Origin of the sequence: Paraburkholderia fungorum, assembly GCF_046027605.1 — a bacterium.
GTDB classification, from domain to species: Bacteria; Pseudomonadota; Gammaproteobacteria; order Burkholderiales; family Burkholderiaceae; genus Paraburkholderia; species Paraburkholderia fungorum_F.
In genome coordinates, this window is sequence record NZ_JAQQEF010000043.1 from 16625 (window position 1) to 38560 (window position 21936).

The 21936-nt window shown below is 60.0% G+C and carries 21 protein-coding genes; 18 read left to right on the plus strand and 3 right to left on the minus strand.

Features of this window, described 5'->3' with window-relative positions; all coding sequences use genetic code 11:
* Positions 1 to 121 precede the first annotated feature (121 nt).
* The 10 genes from PQR53_RS36765 to dhaK all read left to right on the plus strand — a co-directional run bounded on the left by PQR53_RS36765 (position 122) and on the right by dhaK (position 9905).
* A complete protein-coding gene (locus tag PQR53_RS36765; RefSeq protein ID WP_408465186.1) occupies positions 122 to 1267 on the plus strand; it encodes a branched-chain amino acid ABC transporter substrate-binding protein in 1146 nt (381 codons plus the stop codon).
* Positions 1268 to 1486: 219 nt separating this feature from the next.
* The gene (locus tag PQR53_RS36770; protein WP_408465241.1) at positions 1487 to 2506 is read left to right on the plus strand and encodes a LacI family DNA-binding transcriptional regulator; all 1020 of its coding nucleotides are present in this window, start codon (positions 1487 to 1489) and stop codon (positions 2504 to 2506) included.
* 113 nt (positions 2507 to 2619) lie between these two features.
* Positions 2620 to 3951: an ABC transporter substrate-binding protein gene (locus PQR53_RS36775; RefSeq protein ID WP_408465188.1), complete on the plus strand. Its 1332-nt coding sequence runs from the start codon at positions 2620 to 2622 to the stop codon at positions 3949 to 3951.
* A gap of 71 nt (positions 3952 to 4022) precedes the next feature.
* Complete coding sequence (locus PQR53_RS36780) at positions 4023 to 4979, plus strand: carbohydrate ABC transporter permease (RefSeq protein WP_408465190.1); 957 nt, start codon at positions 4023 to 4025, stop codon at positions 4977 to 4979.
* Positions 4976 to 5929 carry a carbohydrate ABC transporter permease gene (locus PQR53_RS36785; protein WP_408465192.1) on the plus strand — a complete coding sequence of 318 codons (954 nt, stop codon included), beginning with the start codon at positions 4976 to 4978 and terminating at the stop codon, positions 5927 to 5929. Before PQR53_RS36780 ends, PQR53_RS36785 begins: the two co-directional genes overlap by 4 nt.
* Positions 5926 to 6120, plus strand: coding sequence for a hypothetical protein (locus PQR53_RS36790; protein ID WP_408465194.1), 195 nt, complete (start codon positions 5926 to 5928; stop codon positions 6118 to 6120). The genes PQR53_RS36785 and PQR53_RS36790 overlap by 4 nt, the downstream gene beginning before the upstream one ends.
* A 3-nt stretch (positions 6121 to 6123) precedes the next feature.
* On the plus strand, positions 6124 to 7227 hold the full coding sequence (locus PQR53_RS36795; protein WP_408465196.1) for an ABC transporter ATP-binding protein: 1104 nt from the start codon (positions 6124 to 6126) through the stop codon (positions 7225 to 7227).
* Positions 7220 to 8266: an ABC transporter ATP-binding protein gene (locus tag PQR53_RS36800; protein WP_408465198.1), complete on the plus strand. Its 1047-nt coding sequence runs from the start codon at positions 7220 to 7222 to the stop codon at positions 8264 to 8266. The genes PQR53_RS36795 and PQR53_RS36800 overlap by 8 nt, the downstream gene beginning before the upstream one ends.
* Positions 8263 to 8901 carry a dihydroxyacetone kinase subunit DhaL gene (gene dhaL, locus PQR53_RS36805; RefSeq protein ID WP_408465200.1) on the plus strand — a complete coding sequence of 213 codons (639 nt, stop codon included), beginning with the start codon at positions 8263 to 8265 and terminating at the stop codon, positions 8899 to 8901. The genes PQR53_RS36800 and dhaL overlap by 4 nt, the downstream gene beginning before the upstream one ends.
* Positions 8902 to 8915: 14 nt before the next feature.
* On the plus strand, positions 8916 to 9905 hold the full coding sequence (dhaK, locus tag PQR53_RS36810; protein ID WP_408465202.1) for a dihydroxyacetone kinase subunit DhaK: 990 nt from the start codon (positions 8916 to 8918) through the stop codon (positions 9903 to 9905).
* Between the two features lie 242 nt (positions 9906 to 10147).
* On the opposite strand, the gene PQR53_RS36815 is transcribed toward dhaK, so the two are convergent.
* From PQR53_RS36815 to PQR53_RS36825, 3 genes are all read right to left on the minus strand, one after another.
* Entirely contained in the window at positions 10148 to 11026 is an 879-nt protein-coding gene (locus PQR53_RS36815; protein ID WP_408465204.1) for a TetR/AcrR family transcriptional regulator, read from the minus strand.
* Positions 10917 to 12002: a porin gene (locus PQR53_RS36820; protein WP_408465206.1), complete on the minus strand. Its 1086-nt coding sequence runs from the start codon at positions 12000 to 12002 to the stop codon at positions 10917 to 10919. Before PQR53_RS36820 ends, PQR53_RS36815 begins: the two co-directional genes overlap by 110 nt.
* Positions 12003 to 12094: 92 nt before the next feature.
* A complete protein-coding gene (locus PQR53_RS36825; RefSeq protein ID WP_408465208.1) occupies positions 12095 to 13336 on the minus strand; it encodes an MFS transporter in 1242 nt (413 codons plus the stop codon).
* Positions 13337 to 13650: 314 nt separating this feature from the next.
* Here PQR53_RS36825 and andR point away from each other — a divergent pair, with 314 nt between their 5' ends.
* The 8 genes from andR to PQR53_RS36865 all read left to right on the plus strand — a co-directional run bounded on the left by andR (position 13651) and on the right by PQR53_RS36865 (position 21907).
* Positions 13651 to 14646: an anthranilate 1,2-dioxygenase regulatory protein AndR gene (gene andR / locus PQR53_RS36830; protein WP_408465210.1), complete on the plus strand. Its 996-nt coding sequence runs from the start codon at positions 13651 to 13653 to the stop codon at positions 14644 to 14646.
* Between the two features lie 187 nt (positions 14647 to 14833).
* Entirely contained in the window at positions 14834 to 15784 is a 951-nt protein-coding gene (locus PQR53_RS36835; RefSeq protein ID WP_408465211.1) for a PDR/VanB family oxidoreductase, read from the plus strand.
* Positions 15785 to 15807: 23 nt separating this feature from the next.
* Positions 15808 to 17133, plus strand: a complete 1326-nt coding sequence (locus PQR53_RS36840) for an aromatic ring-hydroxylating dioxygenase subunit alpha (protein WP_408465213.1) — start codon at positions 15808 to 15810, stop codon at positions 17131 to 17133.
* Entirely contained in the window at positions 17133 to 17666 is a 534-nt protein-coding gene (locus PQR53_RS36845; RefSeq protein ID WP_408465215.1) for an aromatic-ring-hydroxylating dioxygenase subunit beta, read from the plus strand. Before PQR53_RS36840 ends, PQR53_RS36845 begins: the two co-directional genes overlap by 1 nt.
* Entirely contained in the window at positions 17666 to 18286 is a 621-nt protein-coding gene (locus PQR53_RS36850) for a cysteine hydrolase family protein (protein WP_408465217.1), read from the plus strand. Before PQR53_RS36845 ends, PQR53_RS36850 begins: the two co-directional genes overlap by 1 nt.
* Positions 18283 to 19098: an SDR family oxidoreductase gene (locus PQR53_RS36855; RefSeq protein WP_408465219.1), complete on the plus strand. Its 816-nt coding sequence runs from the start codon at positions 18283 to 18285 to the stop codon at positions 19096 to 19098. Before PQR53_RS36850 ends, PQR53_RS36855 begins: the two co-directional genes overlap by 4 nt.
* A gap of 64 nt (positions 19099 to 19162) precedes the next feature.
* Positions 19163 to 20389: a dienelactone hydrolase family protein gene (locus PQR53_RS36860; RefSeq protein ID WP_408465220.1), complete on the plus strand. Its 1227-nt coding sequence runs from the start codon at positions 19163 to 19165 to the stop codon at positions 20387 to 20389.
* Between the two features lie 45 nt (positions 20390 to 20434).
* Complete coding sequence (locus PQR53_RS36865) at positions 20435 to 21907, plus strand: aldehyde dehydrogenase family protein (protein WP_408465222.1); 1473 nt, start codon at positions 20435 to 20437, stop codon at positions 21905 to 21907.
* Positions 21908 to 21936: the final 29 nt, after the last annotated feature.

Here is a 21936-nt window from a genome sequence, read left to right on the forward strand (position 1 = left end):
GCGCCGCGCTTCCCGTCGCCCATCTTTCGCAGGCCATTTATTCGGCCGGTAGATACCGCAACCACAATATCAAAGTGAAATCCGTTTATCGCGGACACTTAACCTTTAAAAGGATTGCAAAATGGCTAGATTCGAAACGGCTTTGCGAATGATGCTGAAAAGCTTGACGATGCTAAGTCTCGCAGCGATTACACACGCAGCGTTCGCGCAAGAGAGCTCCGTCAAGATCGGCTTCGCGGGTCCTTTAACGGGTCCATCCGCCAGCTATGGCAAGGATCTGGAAATGGGAGCGCGTTTGGCTATCGACGAGGCCAATGCCGCCAACATCATGATCCATGGCAAGCGGTTGCAGCTCACGCTTGATTCCCAGGACGACCAGGCCGATCCCAAGATGGCGGTGCAAGCCGCACAACGGTTGATCGATTCGAACGTCGTCGCGGTTGTCGGGCATTTCAACTCGGGTACTACGCTGGCGGCGTCTTCGGTTTACGATCGAAGCGGGATGGTGCAGATTGTCCCGTCGTCGTCCAACCCCACGATCACCCACCAGGGCTTCAAACTCCTGTTTCGTCCGTACGGCACCGATAACACGGTTGCTGAAGCGGCCGCGAAGCTGTCAGTGCAGACCCTCCACGCCAAGCGGATTGCCATCATCGATGATCGTACCGCCTACGGCGCGGGTTTGGCCGACGAGTTCGATGCAGCAGTGAAAGCCCAGGGGGGGCAGGTCATAGCCCGCGAATTCACCTCAGACCAAGCCACCGACTTTAAGGCGGTCCTGACCCACATCATCGGTCAGCAGGCCGATCTGGTGTTCGTCGCGTGCCTGGGCGCGGAAGGCGCGTTGATCGTCAAGCAAGCTCGTCAATTGGATTACCGCGGGGCGCTCGTGGCTGGGGCGACATACGCCAACAAGAATTTTCTTTCCCGTGCCGGCAACGCCGCCGAAGGAATGTACGCCTTCGAGCAGGGCGCCATCCTGGACCAGCTTCCGCAAGGCAAGGTGTTTCTCGCGAGCTTCCGTGCCAAGTATGGGGCTGACCCGATTGGCTTTGCTCCGTTTGCGTATAACGACATCTGGGTGATCGTGAATGCCATGAAGGCGGCTAATTCGACCGACCCAAAGGCGTTTGCCCCCGCCATATCGACGCTGTCCTTTCAAGGTGTGTTCGGCACGGTGGAGTTTAACCAGTTCGGCGATCTAAAGAATCCAAAGACCACGCTGTTCAAGGTTGAGCAGGGCAGTTGGGCGCCGGTGAAAAGCTGACGCGCCTCAAGCCGGTTGCCACCTCATTGATGCAGGCAAAGGCTATTCACTTTCTCTGGGCCTGCTGCGTCGTCCGTTGCACTTGCTGGCCCTATTAGGGGCCACTCCGTTCATCAAAACAATGACGCTTTTTTCATGGAGAAAAAGCTTGCATTTTTGTTAGAAAAAACTACCTTCAGTAAAACAAAACAATTCTTTGCTCGGCACCGGAGGAGACTCATGCCGGCTACTCGTACGATGATTGCGCGTCGGGCTGGCGTCAGCGTGGCCACGGTCGATCGTGTCCTGCGCGACGATCAGGCTGTGCGTCCGGAAACTGCTGAACGCGTGCATCTTGCACTCGCGAATCTGCGTGATGAGCGGGCGAGCCGCGGCCGGCCGGCAAAGGTCAGCTCATTCCGAGTCGCGTTCGTGCTGCCGCAAGTGAACTCCCGCTTTCTCGATCACGTCGAGCGCGATATCGCGCTGTCGGCCAGCTTCTTTCGCGAGCACCGCATAACCCCTTCGTTTTACCGCTGCGATTTTTCCAGCCAACGCGAGACCGCGGCGTTCGCCGCTGAAGTGATCGACTACGACGCGCTGGTTCTCGCACCTCTCGACTATCCGTGGGTTGAGCGTTTCATCGAAGAGATGAGCGACGCTCACGTGCCAGTCGTGACAGTGTTCTCCGATTTACCCGCGAGCCGGCGCGCCGCCTACGTGGGCGTCGACAACAGGATTGCCGGACGCACGGCAGGACTACTGATGGGGCGCTTCCTTTGCGCGAGACTCGGTACTGTTGCCGTGCTATCGGGATCGTCGCGTCTGCATGATCAGGTGGAACGGCGCACCGGCTTTTCGCAGGTGCTGGAGGAGGACTTCCGCAACCTGCGCTGGATCGCCGAACCGGACTTCACCGAAGACGACGATGGCGCCGGTCTTGCCGTTCAGGGCTTAAGTGCGCGCCATGCGGACCTGGTCGGCGTATATGTGACCGGCGGCGGCATCTCGGGGATTGCAGCGGCACTGCAGGAGTCCGGCGACAAGGTTCACCTCGTCCTGATTGGCCACGAATGCACTGCGGAGACCCGCACCCAACTGTCGGAACGTGCGATCGACGTGATACTCGATCAGGACGTGCGCGGCATTGTTCATTGGGCTGGGCTCGCCGCGATTAATTTTCTTAACGACGTCCGGGGGGCGCTTGCCATCCCCACGCCGGAAACCCGGATTTATCTTCGTGAGAATGCGCATGCCTGACGCTCGCGACACGCGGACCGACTTCTGATCCGCCAGAGCTGAAGCACGGTGCCCGGCGCATGGGCGCTGAATGTCATCAGGTTGGAGACCCAAGAAAGACAAGGAGAAGAGACATGTTACGTCTAACGTCAGCGAGGGTAGTGGCGGCAACCCTCATATCGCTGGGGCTCGGCACTGCAACGGGCGCGCACGCACAGGACAAGCAGTTGACACTCTGCTGGGCGGCATGGGATCCCGCCAATGCACTGGTCGAACTGTCGAAGGATTTCACGGCCAAGACCGGCATCAAGATGAAGTTCGAGTTCGTACCGTGGACCAGTTATGCCGACCGCTTCATCAATGAACTCAATTCGCACGGCAAGCTGTGTGATCTGATCATTGGCGACAGTCAGTGGATCGGCGGCGCGGCGGTCAATGGACATTACGTAAAGCTCAACGACTTCTTCACCAAAAACAAGATCTCTATGGACGACTTCGTGCCGGCAACGGTGGTGGGATATTCGGAGTGGCCAAAGAATACGCCGAACTATTGGGCCTTACCTGCGATGGCTGACGCGGTCGGATGGACCTACCGTAAGGACTGGTTTGCGCGCCCGGAGCTACGCGCAGAATTCAAGCAGAAATACAACCGTGAGCTCGCACCGCCCACTACACTCGATGAACTCAAGCAGACCGCGGAATTCTTCCAGGGTCGAAAGATTGACGGCAAGACGGTCTACGGCGTGTATATCTTCACGGAGCGTGGATCCGAGGGGATCACGATGGGCGTGACAAACGCCCTGTACAACTTCGGCTTTGAGTATCAGGATCCGAAGAAGCCCTATCACCTCGATGGCTTCGTGAACTCGCCAGGCGCGGTGAAGGGGCTCGAATACTACAAGGCACTCTACAAGTGCTGCACGGCGCCGGGCATGACCAATGCCTACATGCAGGAAGGGCTCGACGCGTTCAAGTCGGGTCAGGTGGCGATGCAGATGAATTGGTTTGCGTTCTTTCCAGGGCTTTATAAAGACCCGAATGTCGGTGGCGACAAGATCGGCTTCTTCGTCAATCCGCGTGAGCTGAAGCAATACACGCAGCTGGGCGGGCAGGGCATCTCAGTCGTCTCATACTCGGACCATAAAGAAGACGCGCTCGAATATATCAAGTGGTTTGCACAACCTGACGTGCAGAAGAAATGGTGGCAACTGGGCGGCTATTCGGCGGCCAAATCGGTGGTCGACGCACCGGACTTTCCGAAGAGCGCACCGTTCGCACCCGCGTTCCTGAAGTCGATGGCAATTGTCAAAGACTTCTGGGCAGAGCCCGCTTATGCCGAACTGTTGCTCGACATGCAGAAACGTGTACACGACTACGTCGTGGCCGATAAGGGCACGGCCAAAGATGCGTTGGATCTGCTGGTGAAAGACTGGACCAAGGTCTTTAAGCAGGAAGGGAAGTATTAGCTTGTAGCTGGACTTGACTGGACCGGCGACGGCTGAACGGCCTGTCTCTGGTCCGCTTGAAGGAGCCAGGCATGTTGGCAGATAAGCCTTTTTCTCCCACAAGTCTTGAAGCAGGTGCGTCAACGCGCATCGCGAAGCAGCAAAGCGGACTGTCGGATCGGGCCATCGCGTGGCTGTTCATTCTTCCGACCATTCTGCTGCTGCTCGCGATCAACATCTTCCCGTTGATCTGGGCGCTTCGACTGTCGTTCACCAACTTCAAGTCGAACATGCCGAGCGTGCCGGCGCGTTTTGTCGGAATCGACAATTATGTCGATATCCTGGCCGACGAAGATATCTGGTACGCGATGCAGGTGACCGCGCGTTTCGTGTTCTGGTCGGTCGGGTTGGAGGTGTTGCTGGGTTTCGGTCTTGCATTGCTGATCAACCGGCAGTTCCGCGGCCATAGCTTCTGGACCACACTAATCCTGCTGCCGATGATGCTGTCGCCTGCTGTAGTGGGCAACTTCTGGACGTTCCTGCTGCAACCGCAGACGGGGCTTTTCAACGATATCGTCAGCTTCTTCACCGGCATTGCGCCGGGGTCGTTCCAGATGATCGGCGACGTGGCGCTCGCGCCGTGGACCATTGTGATGGTCGATACGTGGATGTGGACACCGTACGTCATGCTCATCTGCCTGGCGGGCCTGCGTTCAATTCCCGACTATATCTACGAAGCAGCGGAAGTGGACCGCGCGACGCCGTGGCGTCAGTTCTGGTCGATCACGTTGCCCATGACCATGCCGTTCCTGATGCTGGCGGTACTGTTTCGCGGCATCGAAAACTTCAAGATGTTCGATATGGTGAACCTGCTGACATCGGGCGGCCCGGGCTCGGTTACCGAAACGGTATCGATCACGCTCAAGCGTGCCGCGTTCGAAAAGTGGCAGACGGGTTATTCGTCCGCGCTCGCAATCATCCTGTTCGTGACGGTATTCGGTGCGGCGAATATTTACGTTAAGGCACTTAACCGGATCAAACAGCGATGAGACCGACTACGACACAGCATTCCGTGGTGGCGTCATCTCCGCGCGCCAAGCGCTTCGCGGCTGCGATCGTTATCACGTATGCGCTGATCGCTACGTTACCGATGGTCTGGATCTTCCTGACGAGCTTCAAGACGCAGGAAGATGCGATAGCGTATCCGCCCGTCGTGCTGTTTCAGCCTTCCATGGAAGGCTATGTGAACCTGTTCACGATCCGCTCGCGGCAGACACCTGAGTTCATTGCGAGCCTGCCGCCTGCGCGGACCTGGTATGAGCGTGAGGTGCGCAAGCGCAACATGGTGATCGCCGGACCTTCGAAGGTTTTGCCGCGCTTCATGAATTCGCTTGTCATTGGATTCGGTTCGACGTTTCTTGCGGTATTTCTCGGCACGCTGGCGGCATACGCGTTTTCGCGCTTCAAGGTGCCGCTGTCCGACGATCTGCTGTTCTTCATTCTCTCGACACGGATGATGCCGCCCATTGCAGTCGCCATTCCGATCTACCTGATGTATCGCGCGCTGGGCTTGAGCGACAGCTATGTCGGCATGATTGTGCTGTACACGGCGGTGAATGTCTCGCTAGCGGTGTGGCTGCTTAAAGGTTTCATGGATGAGATCCCGCGCGAGTATGAAGAGGCTGCGCTGGTGGACGGCTACACGCGTTTGCAGGCCTTCGTGAAGGTGGTATTGCCGCAAGCGATGACGGGCATTGCCGCTACCGCGATCTTCTGCCTGATCTTTGCATGGAACGAATACGCATTTGCTTCGCTGCTGACAAGCGGCGATGCGCAGACCATGCCGCCATTCATTCCATTCATCATCGGAGAAGGCGGTCAGGATTGGCCGGCCGTTGCAGCTGCAACAACATTATTCGTGCTGCCGATTCTCTTTTTCACGGTTCTGCTGCGCAAGCATCTGTTGCGGGGCATCACCTTCGGAGCCGTGCGCAAATGAAACGCGAAGTCATTCCGTCACACCGCCGGCTGTTACGTCGCAGCTACAGCGAGGGTGCGTCGACGGTACTGATCGGCCTGGGTGTGGCGATGCTGGTGCAGCCGTTTTCGCTGACGCTCTTCACCTGGTCGTTTCCGGTCCTTCTGGTGGGCGCGCTCGCGTTCGTCGTCACCAGTCATTTTCCTGACTGAATCATGTCCACGATCGTTCTCGCTCATCTTCACAAGCGCTTTGACGATTTTGTCGCGGTGCGCGACACCAGCCTGACCATCGGCGCGGGACGCTTCGTCGTGCTGCTCGGACCGTCGGGCTGCGGCAAGACCACAACGCTGCGGATGATTGCCGGGCTGGAGCTGCCGACTTCCGGGCAGATCCTGATTGATGGTGAGGACGTCACTGCGTTGCGCGCGCGGCAACGCGATATTGCCTTCGTGTTCCAGATGTTTGCTCTGTATCCACATATGACGGTGCGCAACAACATCGCGTTTCCGCTGAAGAACGAACACGTGTCGCGCAGCGAGATTGCCGCCCGGGTCAATGCAGCGGCGCATATGCTGCGCATCGAGGACATTCTCGATCGTAAGACTGGTGGCCTGTCCGGTGGCGACCGGCAACGCGTGGCGCTCGGCCGCGCGATCGTGCGGCAACCGAAAGCGTTCCTGATGGACGAACCGCTGGGCACGCTCGATGCGGACTTTCGTGAACTGATGTGCCTGGAATTGCGCAAACTGCACAACGCGCTCGCCGCCACCACGGTGTACGTCACACACGATCAGAGTGAGGCGATGGCCATGGCGGACGATATCGTCGTGATGAATCAGGGTGAAGTATTGCAGGCGGGCTCGCCCCATGAGATTTATCACTTCCCCGCGACAGTGTTCGTCGGCAACTTCATTGGCAGTCCGCCCATGAATTTCTTGCCCGTTGACGAGGCGGTTATGGCGGGGCAGGAGCAGGTGAGTCTGCATGGCGCGGCGGTGTCCGTGCCGCGTTGCGATGCCGCTGCCGCGCACGTGTTGCTGGGAATCAGGCCGGAGCACGTCGTGATCGACGAGCACGGTCCGCTGCGCGGTCAGGTGATCGCCGACGAATACCTCGGCTCGCACCAGGTATTGGCGGTTGAAACGGCACTCGGCGTCGTGCGCGTGCGGGCAAGCAAGGACGATGGTGTTGCCGCGGGCACGATCGTCGGTCTGTCGTTTCGGAAAGAACGCACGCTGCTTTATGATGCCGCTACTGAACGCCTGCTGCCGGGTGCTGTTTCCACGCTTTCTGTCAACGGAGACGGTCATGGCTGAAGTCCAGCTACGCAATGTATCGAAGCACTTCGGCAACATCGTTGCGGTGGACGACCTGTCGATCGACGTGAAAGACGGCGAATTCGTCGTGCTGCTCGGACCGAGCGGTGCGGGCAAAACCACGACGCTGCGCCTGATCGCGGGACTGGAACGTCCCGATGCCGGCGATGTGCTAATCGACGGCGCGCTTGCCACCGGCGTGCATCCTTCCGATCGCGATGTCGCGTTTATCTTTCAGCAATACTCGTTGTATCCGCATCTGACTGTGTTCGGCAATCTTGCGTTTCCGCTGCGTTCGCCACGTCGTCGCAGCAGCGAGGAACAGGTCCGTGCGCGCGTGCATGCGGTCGCGCAGATGCTGCATATGGAAGCTAAGCTCGACAACATGGCAACGCATTTGTCGGGCGGCGAAATGCAGCGCGTCGCGATCGGGCGTGCGCTCGTGCGCGAGCCGAAAGTGTTTCTGATGGACGAACCTCTGTCATCGCTCGATGCAAAACTGCGTGAGGAATTGCGTATCGAGCTGAAGCGGCTGCATCGTACGATTGGCGCGACCATTCTCTATGTCACGCATGATCAGGTGGAAGCCACCACGCTGGCCGACCGCATCGGCATTCTTGAACACGGCCGTCTGGTGCAGCTCGGCACGCCGCGCGAGGTCTACGGTAATCCGGTTTCATTGAGCGCGGCGCAGCGGCTCGGCTCGCCGCCGATCAACCTGCTGCCACCAACGCTGTTCGATTCAGCAGCGGTGCCGACCGGCACGGCGACCGTGGCGATTCGTCCTGAAGACGTGGTGCTGCACGAGGGCGACGCGCGTGATGCACCCGGCACCCATCATGCACGCGACGCACTCGACGTGAAGGTGCTCGAATACTCACCGCTGCGTCATCTGCTGATTCTGGAGCGCGCCGGAACTGCGATTGTGGCGACCACGATGGCCGAGCGCAATTTCAGCCCGGGGCAGTCGGTGGGCGTGTCGCTGCCCACTCGAAGCCTCTTATATTTCCGTGCAGACGGCAGGAGGATCCCAACATGAACGGCAAAACGGTCATGGAGTGTATCGACGCCGCATACGCAGCGCTGAAAGAACACACGGACGAAATCGCCGTACTTGACCAGCAGATCGGCGATGGCGATCACATCTTCAATCTGCTGCGCGGCATGGAGGCCTTGCTTGCAGTGCGTGCGGACATCGAAGCGGAAACCTTAGGGGCCGCTTTGGATCTCGCGGCGAACAAGGTGCTCTCGACGGTCGGCGGATCATCCGGGCCACTGTTCTATTCGTTGCTGAACGGGATGGCGAAAGCATCGGTGAACAATTCAGGGGATGTCGCGGGCACCGCGCTTATGTTCGCGGCGGGCGTCGAAGCGGTCGGACAGCGGGGTAAGACGGGCGTAGGCAGCAAGACGATGATGGACGTGTTGATTCCCGTTGCCGCGCGTTTTAAGGAGCTTGCGACCATCGAATCACCTACGTTGCGAAAAACAGTGCTCGAAGAATTGCCGCGCGTGGCCGAGCAGAACATGCTCGCCACCCGCGATATGCTCGCGACCAAAGGGCGGGCATCGTTTCTGGGCGAACGCTCGCGCGGCCATCTCGACCCTGGTGCGCGTTCCAGTCAGATCATGATCACCGCCGTATGCGCGCATCTGGCGCGCAACCGGGCGTGAAAGGAGGCCAGGCCATGAAAAAATTCATCAACCACGTCGACGATTTCCTCGCCGAAAGTCTGGCGGGATTCGCATCCGCCCATAGCGATCTGGTCGTACTCAACAACGAACCGGTGTATGTGCGTCGCAAGACGCTTAAACCGGGCAAAGTGGCATTGATATCGGGCGGCGGTTCGGGGCATGAGCCGTTGCACTCCGGTTTTGTGGGTTATGGAATGCTCGACGCGGCCTGTCCCGGTCAAGTCTTCACATCACCTACGCCGGATCAGATGATGGCCGCTGCCGACGCTGTCGATACCGGTGCAGGTGTGCTATTCATCGTGAAGAATTATTCGGGTGATCTGATGAACTTCGAGATGGCATCGGAGATGTCCGAGGTCCCAAACGCGATGGTGCTGATCAACGATGACGTGGCGGTGGAAAACTCCAGCTACACGACCGGACGGCGTGGTGTAGCTGGCGCGGTAATCGTTGAGAAGCTGGTCGGCAGCATGGCCGAAAGCGGCGCCGACCTTGAACAGTGCAAGGCGTTCGGTGACCGGATCAACAAGCGCACCGCTTCGATGGGTGTTGCGTTCAGCAGTTGCACCGTGCCGGCCGCGGGAACGCTGACGTTCAAGATTGGCGATGACGAAATCGAAGTGGGCGTGGGCATTCACGGTGAACCGGGCCGGCGCCGCGCAAAGTTTGCAGGCGCCGATGCGATTGCGGGAGAGCTGCTCAAAGCGATCGTCGATGACCTCAAGCCCCAAGCTGGAGCTGAATTGCTGGTGCTCATCAACGGCCTTGGTGGAACACCGCTTGGCGAGCTTTACCTGCTCTTCAACTCGACGCGCGCATGGCTTCAGCAACGCGACCTGAAGGTCGGCCGGGCACAGGTGGGTGCGCTGACGACTTCACTCGAGATGGCGGGCGCGTCGATTACATTATGTGTGCTGGACGACGAAATGGCACGCCACTGGGCCAGCCCGGTCCATACGCCGTCGTTGCGTTGGGGGATGTAGGGCGCGCTGGCCGCGGGTCGATCAGCGACCATCGCGGACGGCCGCACCCTCGCAATGGGTGTCGACCGCCCGGAAATCAACGCTTCCATGCAGCGCTCCACCGTCAGGCGGGATGCGCATCGATGCGGAACCCGCCAACGGCCTCCATGGACTGCCCCCCTGCTCGCAAGGGCAGGAGCGACCTGGAAGGGGTAAAGCGACATCCGAAAACCGAATACCTTTGCGTTTTCACACAGGCTCGCTCAGCGCGCGCGTGCCGTCGACTGTGTCCGGCTTGACCGTGCTCGAGTGTGCGCAGGGGCGGGCCACGCCGACATAGCGATGTCAATCATGCGGTCAAGCGCGTCCGCACTAGCGCCGGCCTGCGGCAAATTCAAAACTGCCTGCATGACCCCGAGATAGTGCCACGCGAGAGCATCCACGTCCGCGCCCTTCGACAATTCGCCATTCGCTATAGCGTCGCGCAAAACATCTACGAGCACTTTGTGCTGAAGACCCGCGCTTGCTCGTGCGGTTGCCTGGCCATCGGCTGTGAGATTCACCATCTCGGCGCAGCTTCGCGATATCAGGCAACCCGCAGGACGCTGCGGGTCAGGGTGCTTGGGCAAGTAGGCACGGAGCATCGCACGGAGACGTCCTCGCGCGGTATCTGCCTCGACCCCGTTCATCCGCTTGAGCACTCGCTCTGTGTACGCTGCAAGAGCCTCCCGAAAGAGTCCGTCCTTGTCACCAAATCGTTGGTATAGGCTTGAGCGGGACAAGCCTGTCGCCTCGGTGAGGTCATTGATTGATGCCGCCGCATAGCCGTGGCGCCAAAAGACCTTCATGGCCGCATCGATTACGGCCGCATTGTCGAACTGCGGCTTTCCGAAGCACTGCTTGCCCGTTGCGATTCGCAACGGGCCCGTGCTCCGCTGCACGAGATGCTCGCAGCGGAGCGTAGATTGAACGCTTTTCTCGCAGGCTGCGCCAGTTCCCCAATTTTCGCGTCGAGGTGGAATTCGTAGCGGATCAGAAAAAATGTCGCATACCAACGCGCAATATGGTCTGATTGCCCGTCGACGACGGCCCTGCGGTATCCAGAATCCATGCGGTCGCCGTATTGCCGTCCCCACTCGCATGCTGATATGCCGCACTGATATAGACGTCCGAGCGTCTCGACAACGCGTAGTCGAGCGTCAGATTCACCTGGTGAGCCTTATTGTTCTCGAGTACATCATTTCCCTTCATATACTCGTAAGCAACGGCAATCGTGGTCGCACGCATCAACGGATAAGTGCTGCCGATTTCAAACGCGTTGATGGTCGCACCGGTAAACGTGTTGCGGGTATTCGTATAAAGCGCATCAGCCCAGCCCTTGAGCACCGCAATGCGACCGCCCAAGCCGAAGTTGCGAATGCCGTCATTGCCGTTGTTGATCTGTGCATACTTGACCATCGTATAAGCGGCATCGATAGAGAAGGTGCTTTGCGAGTAATCGGCCCCGAAGCTGTACGAATTCCCGTTGCTGAAAGCCCCGGCCTGGTTGCTAAAACCGTACATGCCGCCGAACGTAAAGCCGTTGATCACGGGCGCCTGGTAGCGCACTGAATTCGCTACGCGCTGCGCCCCGGCGGTCCTGTCGAAGTCAAAGTCTCCGCTCGGCACGAGCGGCTTGCCGAGCGCATCGAACGGGCCTTGGCGTAAATTGGTCAACGAAACAAAAGGAATCTCCGGTCCGAGCCGCTTTTCCGATAGCGACGTGAACATGTAGTCATACTGGTTGCCGGCGCTCAGCGTGCCCCAACGGTCGCTCTGCAGACCCACCCAGGCCTGCCGTCCGAACAGATTACCGATCTGTGCCCCCGTCGCCATTTCGAATTGACCTTCGAGCTGAAAAATTGCCTTGAGGCCGCCTCCGAGGTCCTCCACCCCATGCAGGCCAAAGAGGTTAGGCACCAGCACTCCTGTATCCATGACGACGTTACGGTGCCCCCCCTGATTCGACAACGCGGTGACACCGACATCGAGCAATCCGTACAACGTGACCGAGCTTTGCGCATGGGCGAGCGGTACATAGCAGGCAGCGCACAACGCGCTCAGAACGAACTTCTTCATTGAACATCTCCAGATTTGTGTGTGAAGGCGCCATTCGCGATGGCGCATTTGTAGTAGCGAGAAGGGATAACCGGTAAGCGACTGATGCGATGTCAGCGTGCAATGACCAGCAGCACGGCAAAGATAAAAACTTCAACGCCGGCGAAGAGACCGAACGCGAGCGTGAACGAATGGGTCGCGCCAATTACCGCGCCCATCAGGGCCGGCGCGATAAAGGTCGATATGATCCCGCCCAGTTCGGCGAAGCCGATCGCAGTCGCCGCGAATGCTTCGCCATATTTCTCGCTGACGAGGCTGAAGATCGCGCCGCCACTCAATACGACGACGCCACTGAAAGCGGATATCGCGAGCATCACGGACCATTGCAGATGCGTGAGCGTCGCGGCCACGAAACTCATCGCCGACAACACGCAAAACGCCGCCCCCACTTTCAGCATCGTGGTGCGTGCAATCCGGTCCGACAGCCAGCCGCCGGCCAGCAGCACGAGTACCTGAGCAATGCCTATCACCGTGCCAATCGTCGCGGCTGACGCAACAGGCATTCCGTGGATTTCGATGAAAGAGGGCACCACCCACGTGGTAACGGCTGAAATCGCGAACATGTCGCCGAAAATGGCAAGGCCGCCCACATAGACCCATCTGGATTTCAATACGGTCCATGTCGACAAAGACGCAGCATGGTCCGCGACAGGCGCGGCATCGTCAGTCCACCTGAACTCCGTGATGCCGAGCTCGCGCGGGCTCCCCTTGATTGTCAGCGCGCCAAACACGCCGACCGCGAACGTCAATGCGCCGAGCCATTCGAAGAACATGCGCCAGCCATAGACGGCCGATACGGGAATCCCAATGGCGAAATCGAGCGTAATGGCAAGACTGAACGCCGCGAGCAACACGCCCATCGTCAGACCATGGCGCTTGACCGGAAACCATCCAACAATCAGCTTCATCGTGCCGACCCACACAGCCGCATCGAAAAAGCCGATGACAAGGCGCAACGCAATCAGCGAGGCATACGATTGCACTTCGGCCTGCAACGCCATTGCAATGCCGGCTCCAGCGAGGCCAATCGCAAACAGCGCCCGCGCGGATATCCGGCGGCCGAGCGGTGACCAGAACACCATGCCAACGGCGTAAGTGATCGCAAAAGCGCCTTGTGCGAAACCGGCTTGCGCGGGCGTGAGCGACAGGGATTTGACGACAAAGGGCATGACGGCCGCGAAACCGTACCAGTCACCGGCGAGAAAGAGTTCGCCGAGCACGCCCAACAACAGCGCGAAAGCCTGCCAGCCGCGCAGCTTTTGATGCGAAAGCAAAGTGGATTGGACAATGTCCATAAGGTGGCTCGCCAAAGAAGCATATTGGGGATGGCCGACATTCGGCCGCTTCGCCCCGCTGTCTGCGGTGGTGCCGGAGTTGCTGCAGGGCAGGCGGATTCTTCGGGTGCCGAAAATACCGATCTATCCACTACGCGCAGGATCGTGCGAAAACCTGTCCACTTCTGGCAAATGTCGGTGGTCGGCGAAATTGCTGACTTTTTGACCAGAATCACAAAGAGGTAAAGTGGTGCCTCACCTCAGGCGGATGCGCGAAGGAGACTGGCCGTTCGCACACGCCCCGGCCCTGCAACAGTCTGACGAGTGCCCATGTGATGCCGCTGTCCCCCTTACAGATCGAGCCGAGCGCCCTTCGTAAGTACCTTTACTTCGAATCGACTGACATCGACGACACACGCCAGCGCATCGCGATGGTGTTGCAGCCGCATCGGCTGACGCCGGGTTCGACGCGGCCGGGACACTCTGCGCACATGAACCACGTACGCCTTGAGAACCTGGCTTTCGGTTCGCTCGGTTATGGCGGCGCGATGGGCGTGGAAGCGGGCGAGATCGAGGACTACTACCTCGTCATCCTGAGTCTGTGCGGCTATGCGGACGTATCGGTCGGCGGTCGGCGAACCATCATTGGCCAGTCGCAAGGCGTCGTGGTAGGGCCGGCCACCAGTTTCGGCGGAACGTTTTCCGGCGACTGCGAGCAATTTTTCGTCCGGGTCGACAAACAGGCGATCCTTAATCACTCCGGTTTCGAGCATCTGCAGATCGAGCCTATCGTCGATCTTTCGCGACCCGAACTGGCGCCATGGCTCGCGCAGTTGCAAATACTGACGTCATCACCCGAGACCATCGCACTGGCACAGCGCGACCGGCGCGTGGCGATCGAGCTCGAGCGGCTGCTGGTCATGCTGTTGCTTGCCGGCCAGCCGCATCACAGTCAGCAACGCACGCCATCCACCCTCCTGCTGCCACGTACGGTGAGGCGCGCCGAGGCGTTCATCGTCGAGCACGCCTGTGAACCGCTCACGCTCTCCGATATCGCGCACGCCGCCGGCGTGCCGGTGCGTACGCTGCTGGACAGTTTCCGGCGCTTCAGGGATATCAGTCCAATGCAACTGGTTCGTGAGGCGCGCATTGACCGCTCCCGCGAAATGTTGCTGCGCGCAAGCGAGAGCGACCGCGTGGTCGATATTGCTTTGCGTTGCGGATTCGTCAATCTCGGGCGATTCGCGAGTGCATATCGTGAAAAATTTGGCGAACCGCCGTCTGACACGCTGCGCGCCGTACGCCACGGTCAACGCGTAGTAAAAATGTAATCGGCGGGTTTTAGTCGCTCATCGTCTAAAAAGTCTTGCCCACGCCCATTCGGGCGGTTCGCCACGCGCTCCACCCGCACAGAAAGCTGCGTATTTCGGATAGCGGCTGCCATCAACGGCTATAGGCCATAAAAGCGTTGTCTTACAGTCGATCGGACTGACCCAAACTCGCAAAGGAGTTTCACGGATGACAACGCTGCGCATGCGCGTCGGGCATATCGACGCCTTGACGCCGACCATACGGCGTTTGCTGCTGGTCGCCGCGGACGGCAAGCCGCTGCCGGCCTTCAGCGCCGGCGCGCATATCGGCCTGCAGGTACCGATCGATGGACGCACCCAGCGGCGCGCCTATTCGCTCGTCAACGCCCCCGATCACACTGGCCACTACGAAATCGCTGTCCAGCTCGAAGCCGCAAGCAGCGGCGGCTCGCACTGGGTGCATCAACTGGAAACCGGCGCCGAAATCGACGTTTCGCCGCCGCGCAACGACTTTCCACTAGACCCGGCCGCGCATAGCGCGCTGCTGATCGCAGGCGGGATCGGTATCACGCCGATCCTTGCGATGGCGCGCGCACTGCAGGTCGCCGGCACAGAATACGAACTGCACTACGCCGCGCGTGAAGCGGCATTCATGGCCTATCGCGACGAAGTCGCCATGCTGCCCGGCGCGACCTGTTGGCTCGACGGCGGCGACCCGCGCCAGGGCATTCGACTTGCCACCACGATCGGCGCACCGCAAGCAGGCCAGCATCTGTATGTGTGCGGACCACGCCCGCTGATCGAAGCAGTGCTGTCGCACGCAAAGGCGCTCGGCTGGCCCGATACGCAGGTGCACAGCGAAATGTTCGCCGCGAACCAGGACAGCGCCTCTGAACACGCCTTTGAAGTGATGCTGAAGGCGAGCGGACTCACGCTGCCTGTGCCGGCCGGCAAAACCATTCTCGACGTGATGATCGACGCCGGACTTGATCCGCTGTTCGACTGCCGTCGCGGCGACTGCGGCGTCTGCACGACGCAGGTGCTCGACGGCACGCCGGATCATCGCGACATCTGCCTTTCGAGCGACGACCGCGCGCGCGGCGATTTCTGCCCGTGTGTATCGCGCGCGGCTTCGCCGCTGCTAGTGCTCGACCTTTAACCTTTTCCTCTTCAAAGAAACCGATGAGCATTTCCAACGAGACCATTGCGAGTATGGTGCGCCCGGACAGTGTGCACAAACGCGTCTACACCGACCCGGAGATTTTCGAGCTCGAGATGAAACGTATTTATGGTCAGGCGTGGATTTACGTCGGCCATGAAAGCCAGGTGAAACATCCCGGCGACTATCACACGACCCGGCTCGGCGATCAGGACGTCGTGATGGTGCGCGCGAGCGACGGCCAGATTCACGTCGTCTACAACCGCTGTCCGCACAAGGGCGCGAAGGTCGTCCCGGACGGCGACGGCAGCACCGGCAAGTTCTTTCGCTGCCCGTATCACGCCTGGACTTTCAAGCTCGACGGAGCGCATCTGTCGGCGCCGCTCAAGAACGGCTTGCAGAATACCTGCTTCGACCCGAAGCATCCGGACTTCTCGATGCGCAAGCTTGCGCGCGTCGGTGTCTATCGAGGCTTCGTATTTGCGAGCCAGTCGGCGCAAGGCCCGGGTCTGGTGGAATTTCTGAACGGCGTTGCGTCGTCGATCGATAACCTGTGCGACCGCTCGCCGGTCGGCGAAGTCGAAGTGACGGGCGGTGTGTTCCGCGTGCTGCAGCGCTCGAACTGGAAGGTGTTCTACGAAAATCTGCACGACACGATGCATGCGCCGGTCACGCATGAGTCGTCGGTCGTGTCGGCGCGCTCACAGGCCGAAGCGTCCGGTTCGTTACCGTTCGAGTTGCTGATCATGGAAGGCAACGGCGAGCCCTACGAGTTCTGGGAAAAGCTCGAATTGCGTGCCTATGAAAACGGTCACGGCTATATGGAAGGCATTTTCGATCCTGCCGCCGCGCAAAGAGATCCGGTATCGAGCGCGCATTTCGACGCGCTCTCGGAGGCACACGGCGAACAGCGGGCCCGCGAAATTCTCGGCATGAACCGGCACAACACGGTCATTTATGGCAGTGGCTCGCCGCATACGGTGTTTCAGCAATTCCGCGTGATCCGTCCTTTGTCGGTCGACCGTACGCTGGTCGAAATCCAGTTGTTCAGACTCAAGGGCGCGCCCGAAGGCGTGTTCGAACGGGCGCTGACCTATGCCAACGTGATCAACTCGCCTTCGTCGAACGTCATGCCGGACGATGTCGAAGTTTATGCGCGTTGCCAGCAAGGCAATCAGACCGACGGAGGCGACTGGATCAGCATGCATCGCTACGCGGGCACCGACCGCGTGGTGGACGACGGCATGGTGTCGATCAACGGCACCAGCGAACTGCCGATGCGCAACCAGTTTGTCGCATGGAAACGCTTCATGCTCAACGAGATCGGCACGGAACAAGGAGCCGCCTGATGCTGTTCAACCCCACATTCGAACTTTCAACCGAAGCCATCAACCCGATCCGCGCGACCGATGCGTTGCGTGTCGAGATCGAACAGTTTCTGTTTCGTGAAGCGCGTCTGCTCGATACGCGGCAGTTCGACGGCTGGCTCGATCTCTGGGTGCCCGACGGCATGTACTGGATGCCGCACGAGCCCGATCAAACCAATCCGCGCGATCACATCTCCCTGTTCTGGGAAGACGCGACACTGCGGGAAGTGCGCGTGCGCCGCATCACGAATCCGCGCAACTGGTCACAGCAACCGGTGACGCGTACTGCGCGCGTGGTCGGTAACGTGATGATCGACGGCACCGATCGCGATGGCCGCCTGATCGTGCATTCGACTTTCACGCTGACCGAATGGCGCAATGGGCAACGTCAGCTTGCCGGACTGATCACCCACAAGCTGGAGAAACAGGAAGGCGACGGCTGGAAGATCTATCTGAAGCGCGTCGATCTCGTCAACGCCGCGGACGTGTTCGCCAACCTCGAGGTGTTCGTCTGATGCCGGATGCTCGCCTCCATTCCACGGCCGTGCTCGCGCTTCACTATCAGAACGACGTGCTGCATCCGGCCGGACGCATTCGTGTCGGCTTGTCCGAAACCGACCCGGCACGCACACGGGTGATCGCGGCGGCCGGCGAGCTGATCGCGGGCGCGCGCCGCGCTGGGCTCCCGCTGATTCACATCCGCATTGCGTTCCGGCCCGACTACGCCGATCTCGTGCAGAACTGTCCGGTCTTCCGCAAAACGGCTGAACTAGGCGCGGTGAAAGAGGGTACGTGGGGCGCGGCGTTCTATGCGGGCCTCGAACCGGACGAAACACGTGAGCATGAATTCGTGATCCATCATCTGCGGACCAGCGGTTTTATCGGCACGCCCCTTGAATTGATTCTTGGAAAGCTTGGCGTGCGGCATTTGATCATGGCCGGCGTCGCAACTCACTCGGTTGTCGAGATGACCGCGCGACATGCCGCGGATCTCGGCTACGAAGTCACGGTAGCGGCCGACGCATGCGCGGCGGCGTCTGCCGCCGTTCACCTTGCATCGCTCGACAGCATGCGTCTGATCGCGGAAATCGGCACGGTGGCAAGCGCGCTGGCCGCGCTGGAGCACACACCATGAACCACCCCGATTTCATTCCGACGCAAAGCCGGCTCGCCGGCAAGGTTGCGATCGTCAGCGGCAGTACGCAAGGCCTTGGCGCGGATATCGCACGGGGCCTCGTGGCGGCGGGTGCGCGCGTGATGACGCTTGGACTCGGCGCACAAGCCGGCGAGTCGATCGCGCGCGAATTGGGCGAGGCGGCCGCCTTCATCGAAACCGATATCACCGACGACACGCAGATCGATCGCGCGATCGCAGTCACGCTGGAGCGTTTCGGGCGACTCGATCTGCTGATCAACAACGCGTGCACTTACGCGGATTCCGGCCTCGCTTCGACACGCGAACAATGGATGCATCTGCTCAACGTCAATCTGATCTCAGCGGCGATTTTCACGCAGAAGGCCGCACCGTTTTTGCCGCGCGGCGGCGTGATCGTCAACCTCGGCAGCACCGGCGGCAAGTTCGGCACGGCAGGGCGCGCGCTGTATCCGGCGTCCAAGGCCGCGCTGCAACAGTTCACTCGCAATCTGGCCGTTACGCTGGCACCCGATGGTATTCGTGCCGTGACGGTATCGCCTGCGTGGACCTGGTCGCCTTCGATGGAGCAGCTTGCCAACGGCTCGATCGAGACTGCCGATCGTGTCGGCGCGGCGGTTCATCCACTCGGACGCGTCGGGCGTGGCCATGAAATCGCGCAAGTGGTCGCGTTCCTGTGCTCAGCCGAAGCGTCCTGGATTACCGGCGTCGATATTCCCGTCGACGGCGGATTTTCAATTCTGGGACCGGACCAGGGCGTGTCTCCCCGCGACTGGTTCAGCCGGCTCGGCTGAACCAGTCGCCGAGCCGATATTTCCGCTCGCATCCAGACCCGACCATACTCACGAAGAGAATTTCATGTCGAAGAAGATCAAAATCACCTCGGACGATAGTCAATTCGATGCATGGCTCGCGTTGCCCGAAAGCGGCAGCGGCCCCGCCATCGTTCTGCTGCAGGAAATCTTTGGCGTGAATGCCGAGATGCGCGAAGTCGCAGCGCTCTATGCGAGCGAAGGTTACGTCGTGCTCGTGCCTGACCTGTTTCATCAGTTCGAGCCGAACATCGAACTCGGCTATAGCGAAGCAGATCACGCCAGAGCCTACGACTATTACCAGCGCTTCGATATCGCGCGGGGTGTAGCCGATATTCGTGCAACCGTCGATTACGCGCGAAGCATGCCGGAGTCGAACGGCAAGGTCGGCGCGCTCGGCTTCTGCCTCGGTGGCAAGCTCGCGTATCTGGCCGCGGCCGAATGCGGCGTCGACTGCGCGGTGGGTTACTACGGCGTCGGCATTCAAGATTCGCTCGACGTGGCGAGCAGGATTGCCTGTCCGCTGGTGCTGCATTTCGGCGAGACCGATGCGCTGAATCCCCCGCAAGCGCTCGACGCAATCAAGGGCGCACTGGGCGACATGCCGAACGTCAAGTTGTATGTCTATCCGGAAGCCGGCCATGCGTTCAACCGCAGCGGCCCGACTTTCGTCAGAACGGCCGCGATGCCCGCGCACACGCGCAGCCTCCAGGTGTTGCGCAAGACACTCGGTCCGGACTACGACCTGAGTGCGCTCGCCGACCATCATTTCTTCCTCGAGTTCGGCGCTCGCGACCCCGAAGCGACGATGCAAACCATGGTGCCGCAACCCTATGTCAATCACGTGCCGACCATGACGGGCGGCACGGGCTACAACGAATTGAAGCGCTTCTACGCAAATCATTTCATTCACAACAATCCCGCCGATATGACGATGGTGCCGATTTCTCGCGTGGTCGGCGTCGATCGGATGGTCGACGAGTTCGTGCTGTGTTTTACGCACGATCGCGAAATCGACTGGTTGCTGCCCGGTGTCGCGCCGACTGGCAAACGCGTCGAGATTCCGATGCTGGTGGTGGTCGCGTTTCGCGGCCCCAAGCTCTACAACGAGCACATTTACTGGGACCAGGCGAGCGTACTCGTGCAGATCGGCTTGCTCGATCCGGCGGGTTTGCCGGTAACCGGCGTCGACGCCACGAAAAAACTGATGGACGAGACATTGCCCTCGAACACATTGATGGCGCGCTGGCATGAAAGCGCGCCGGCAAACTGAATACCCGCACTTCAATCGACTATTTTCTTCAGGAGCCGTATCGCCATGACGACAGAGATCGCCGCCACCCGTGTCGTGCGGGAAGGCAAACTTTTTATCGACGGCCAGTGGGTCGCCGGATCGGAAGGCCAGACCCGGCCCGACTATAACCCCGCCAACGGTGAGCATTTCGCCGACGTGCATCAGGCAACACGCGCCGACGCGTTGCGCGCGGTCGATGCCGCGCATCGCGCGAAAGACATGTGGGCCAACATGCTGGTGTCGCGCCGCGCGGAGATTCTGCTCGCGTGCGCGGATGCGCTGGCGTCGATGGCTGATGACGTGCGCGACGTGCTGATCGAAGAGTCCGGTTCGACCTATCCGAAGGCGATGTTCGAAGTCATGAGCGGCATCGACCTGTTACGCAGCGCGGCAGGCGATGCACGTCACGTGTTCGGCGAAACGCTGCCGCACAGCATGCAAGGCCAGTTCGGCTTCACGGTGCGCCGCCCGCTCGGCGTCATCGCCGGGATTGCGCCGTTCAACGCGCCGTTCTGGCTGGCCATGAAGAAAGTCGTGCTCGCGCTGGCCGCCGGCAATACGTTTGTCTTGAAGCCTTCGGAAGAAACCCCGGTGACGGGCCTGAAAATCGCCGAGCTATTCGAGCGTGGCGGCTTGCCGGCCGGCGTATTGAATGTGGTGCCGGGACCCGCCGACGAGGTAGGCGAGGTGCTGTTGAGCGACCCGCGCGTGCGGATGCTGACGTTTACCGGTTCGACTCGCGTCGGACGTCATCTCGCTGTCGAAGCCGCGAAGCAGATGAAGAAGGTGACGCTTGAACTGGGCGGCAAGAATCCGCTGATCGTGTTGCGTGACGCCGATCTCGATTACGCGGTGCGTGCCGCATGCTTCGGCATTTTCTTTCACCAGGGGCAGGTTTGCATGGCGAACTCACGGATCATCGTCGAGGCGCCCGTGTACGATGCATTCGCCGAAGCCTTTGTCGCACGCGCGAAGACCTATAAGGTCGGCGATCCGCGCGACCCGGCCACCGTGATCGGGCCGCTGATTCGCCGTTCCCAATGCGGCGTGATCGATACGCAAATCGGGGATGCCGTGGCTAAAGGCGCACGCCTGCTGCTGGGCGGCAAGCACCACGACAACTTCTACGAACCCACCGTGCTCGGTGAGGTGACGTCGTCGATGAAGATATACGACGAAGAGAGCTTTGGCCCCGTGACGTCGCTGATTCGCGCGGCAGATTCAGAGGAAGCGCTGCACATTGCTAACGACACGTCATATGGCTTGTCATCCGGCATCATCACGAACGACCTGCAAAAGGCTTTCGATCTCGCGATGCGGATCGAGGCGGGCATGGTTCACATCAACGACACAACTGTTTCCGATGAAGCACATGTGCCGTTCGGCGGTACGAAAATGAGCGGTAGCGGTCGTGAAGGCGGTCGCTATTCGATGGAGGAGATGACCGAACTCAAATGGATCACGGTCCAGATGGGGCAGCGGCAATTCCCGTTCTAGAGGACCCGGGCGGCTTCATTGCCGGGGCC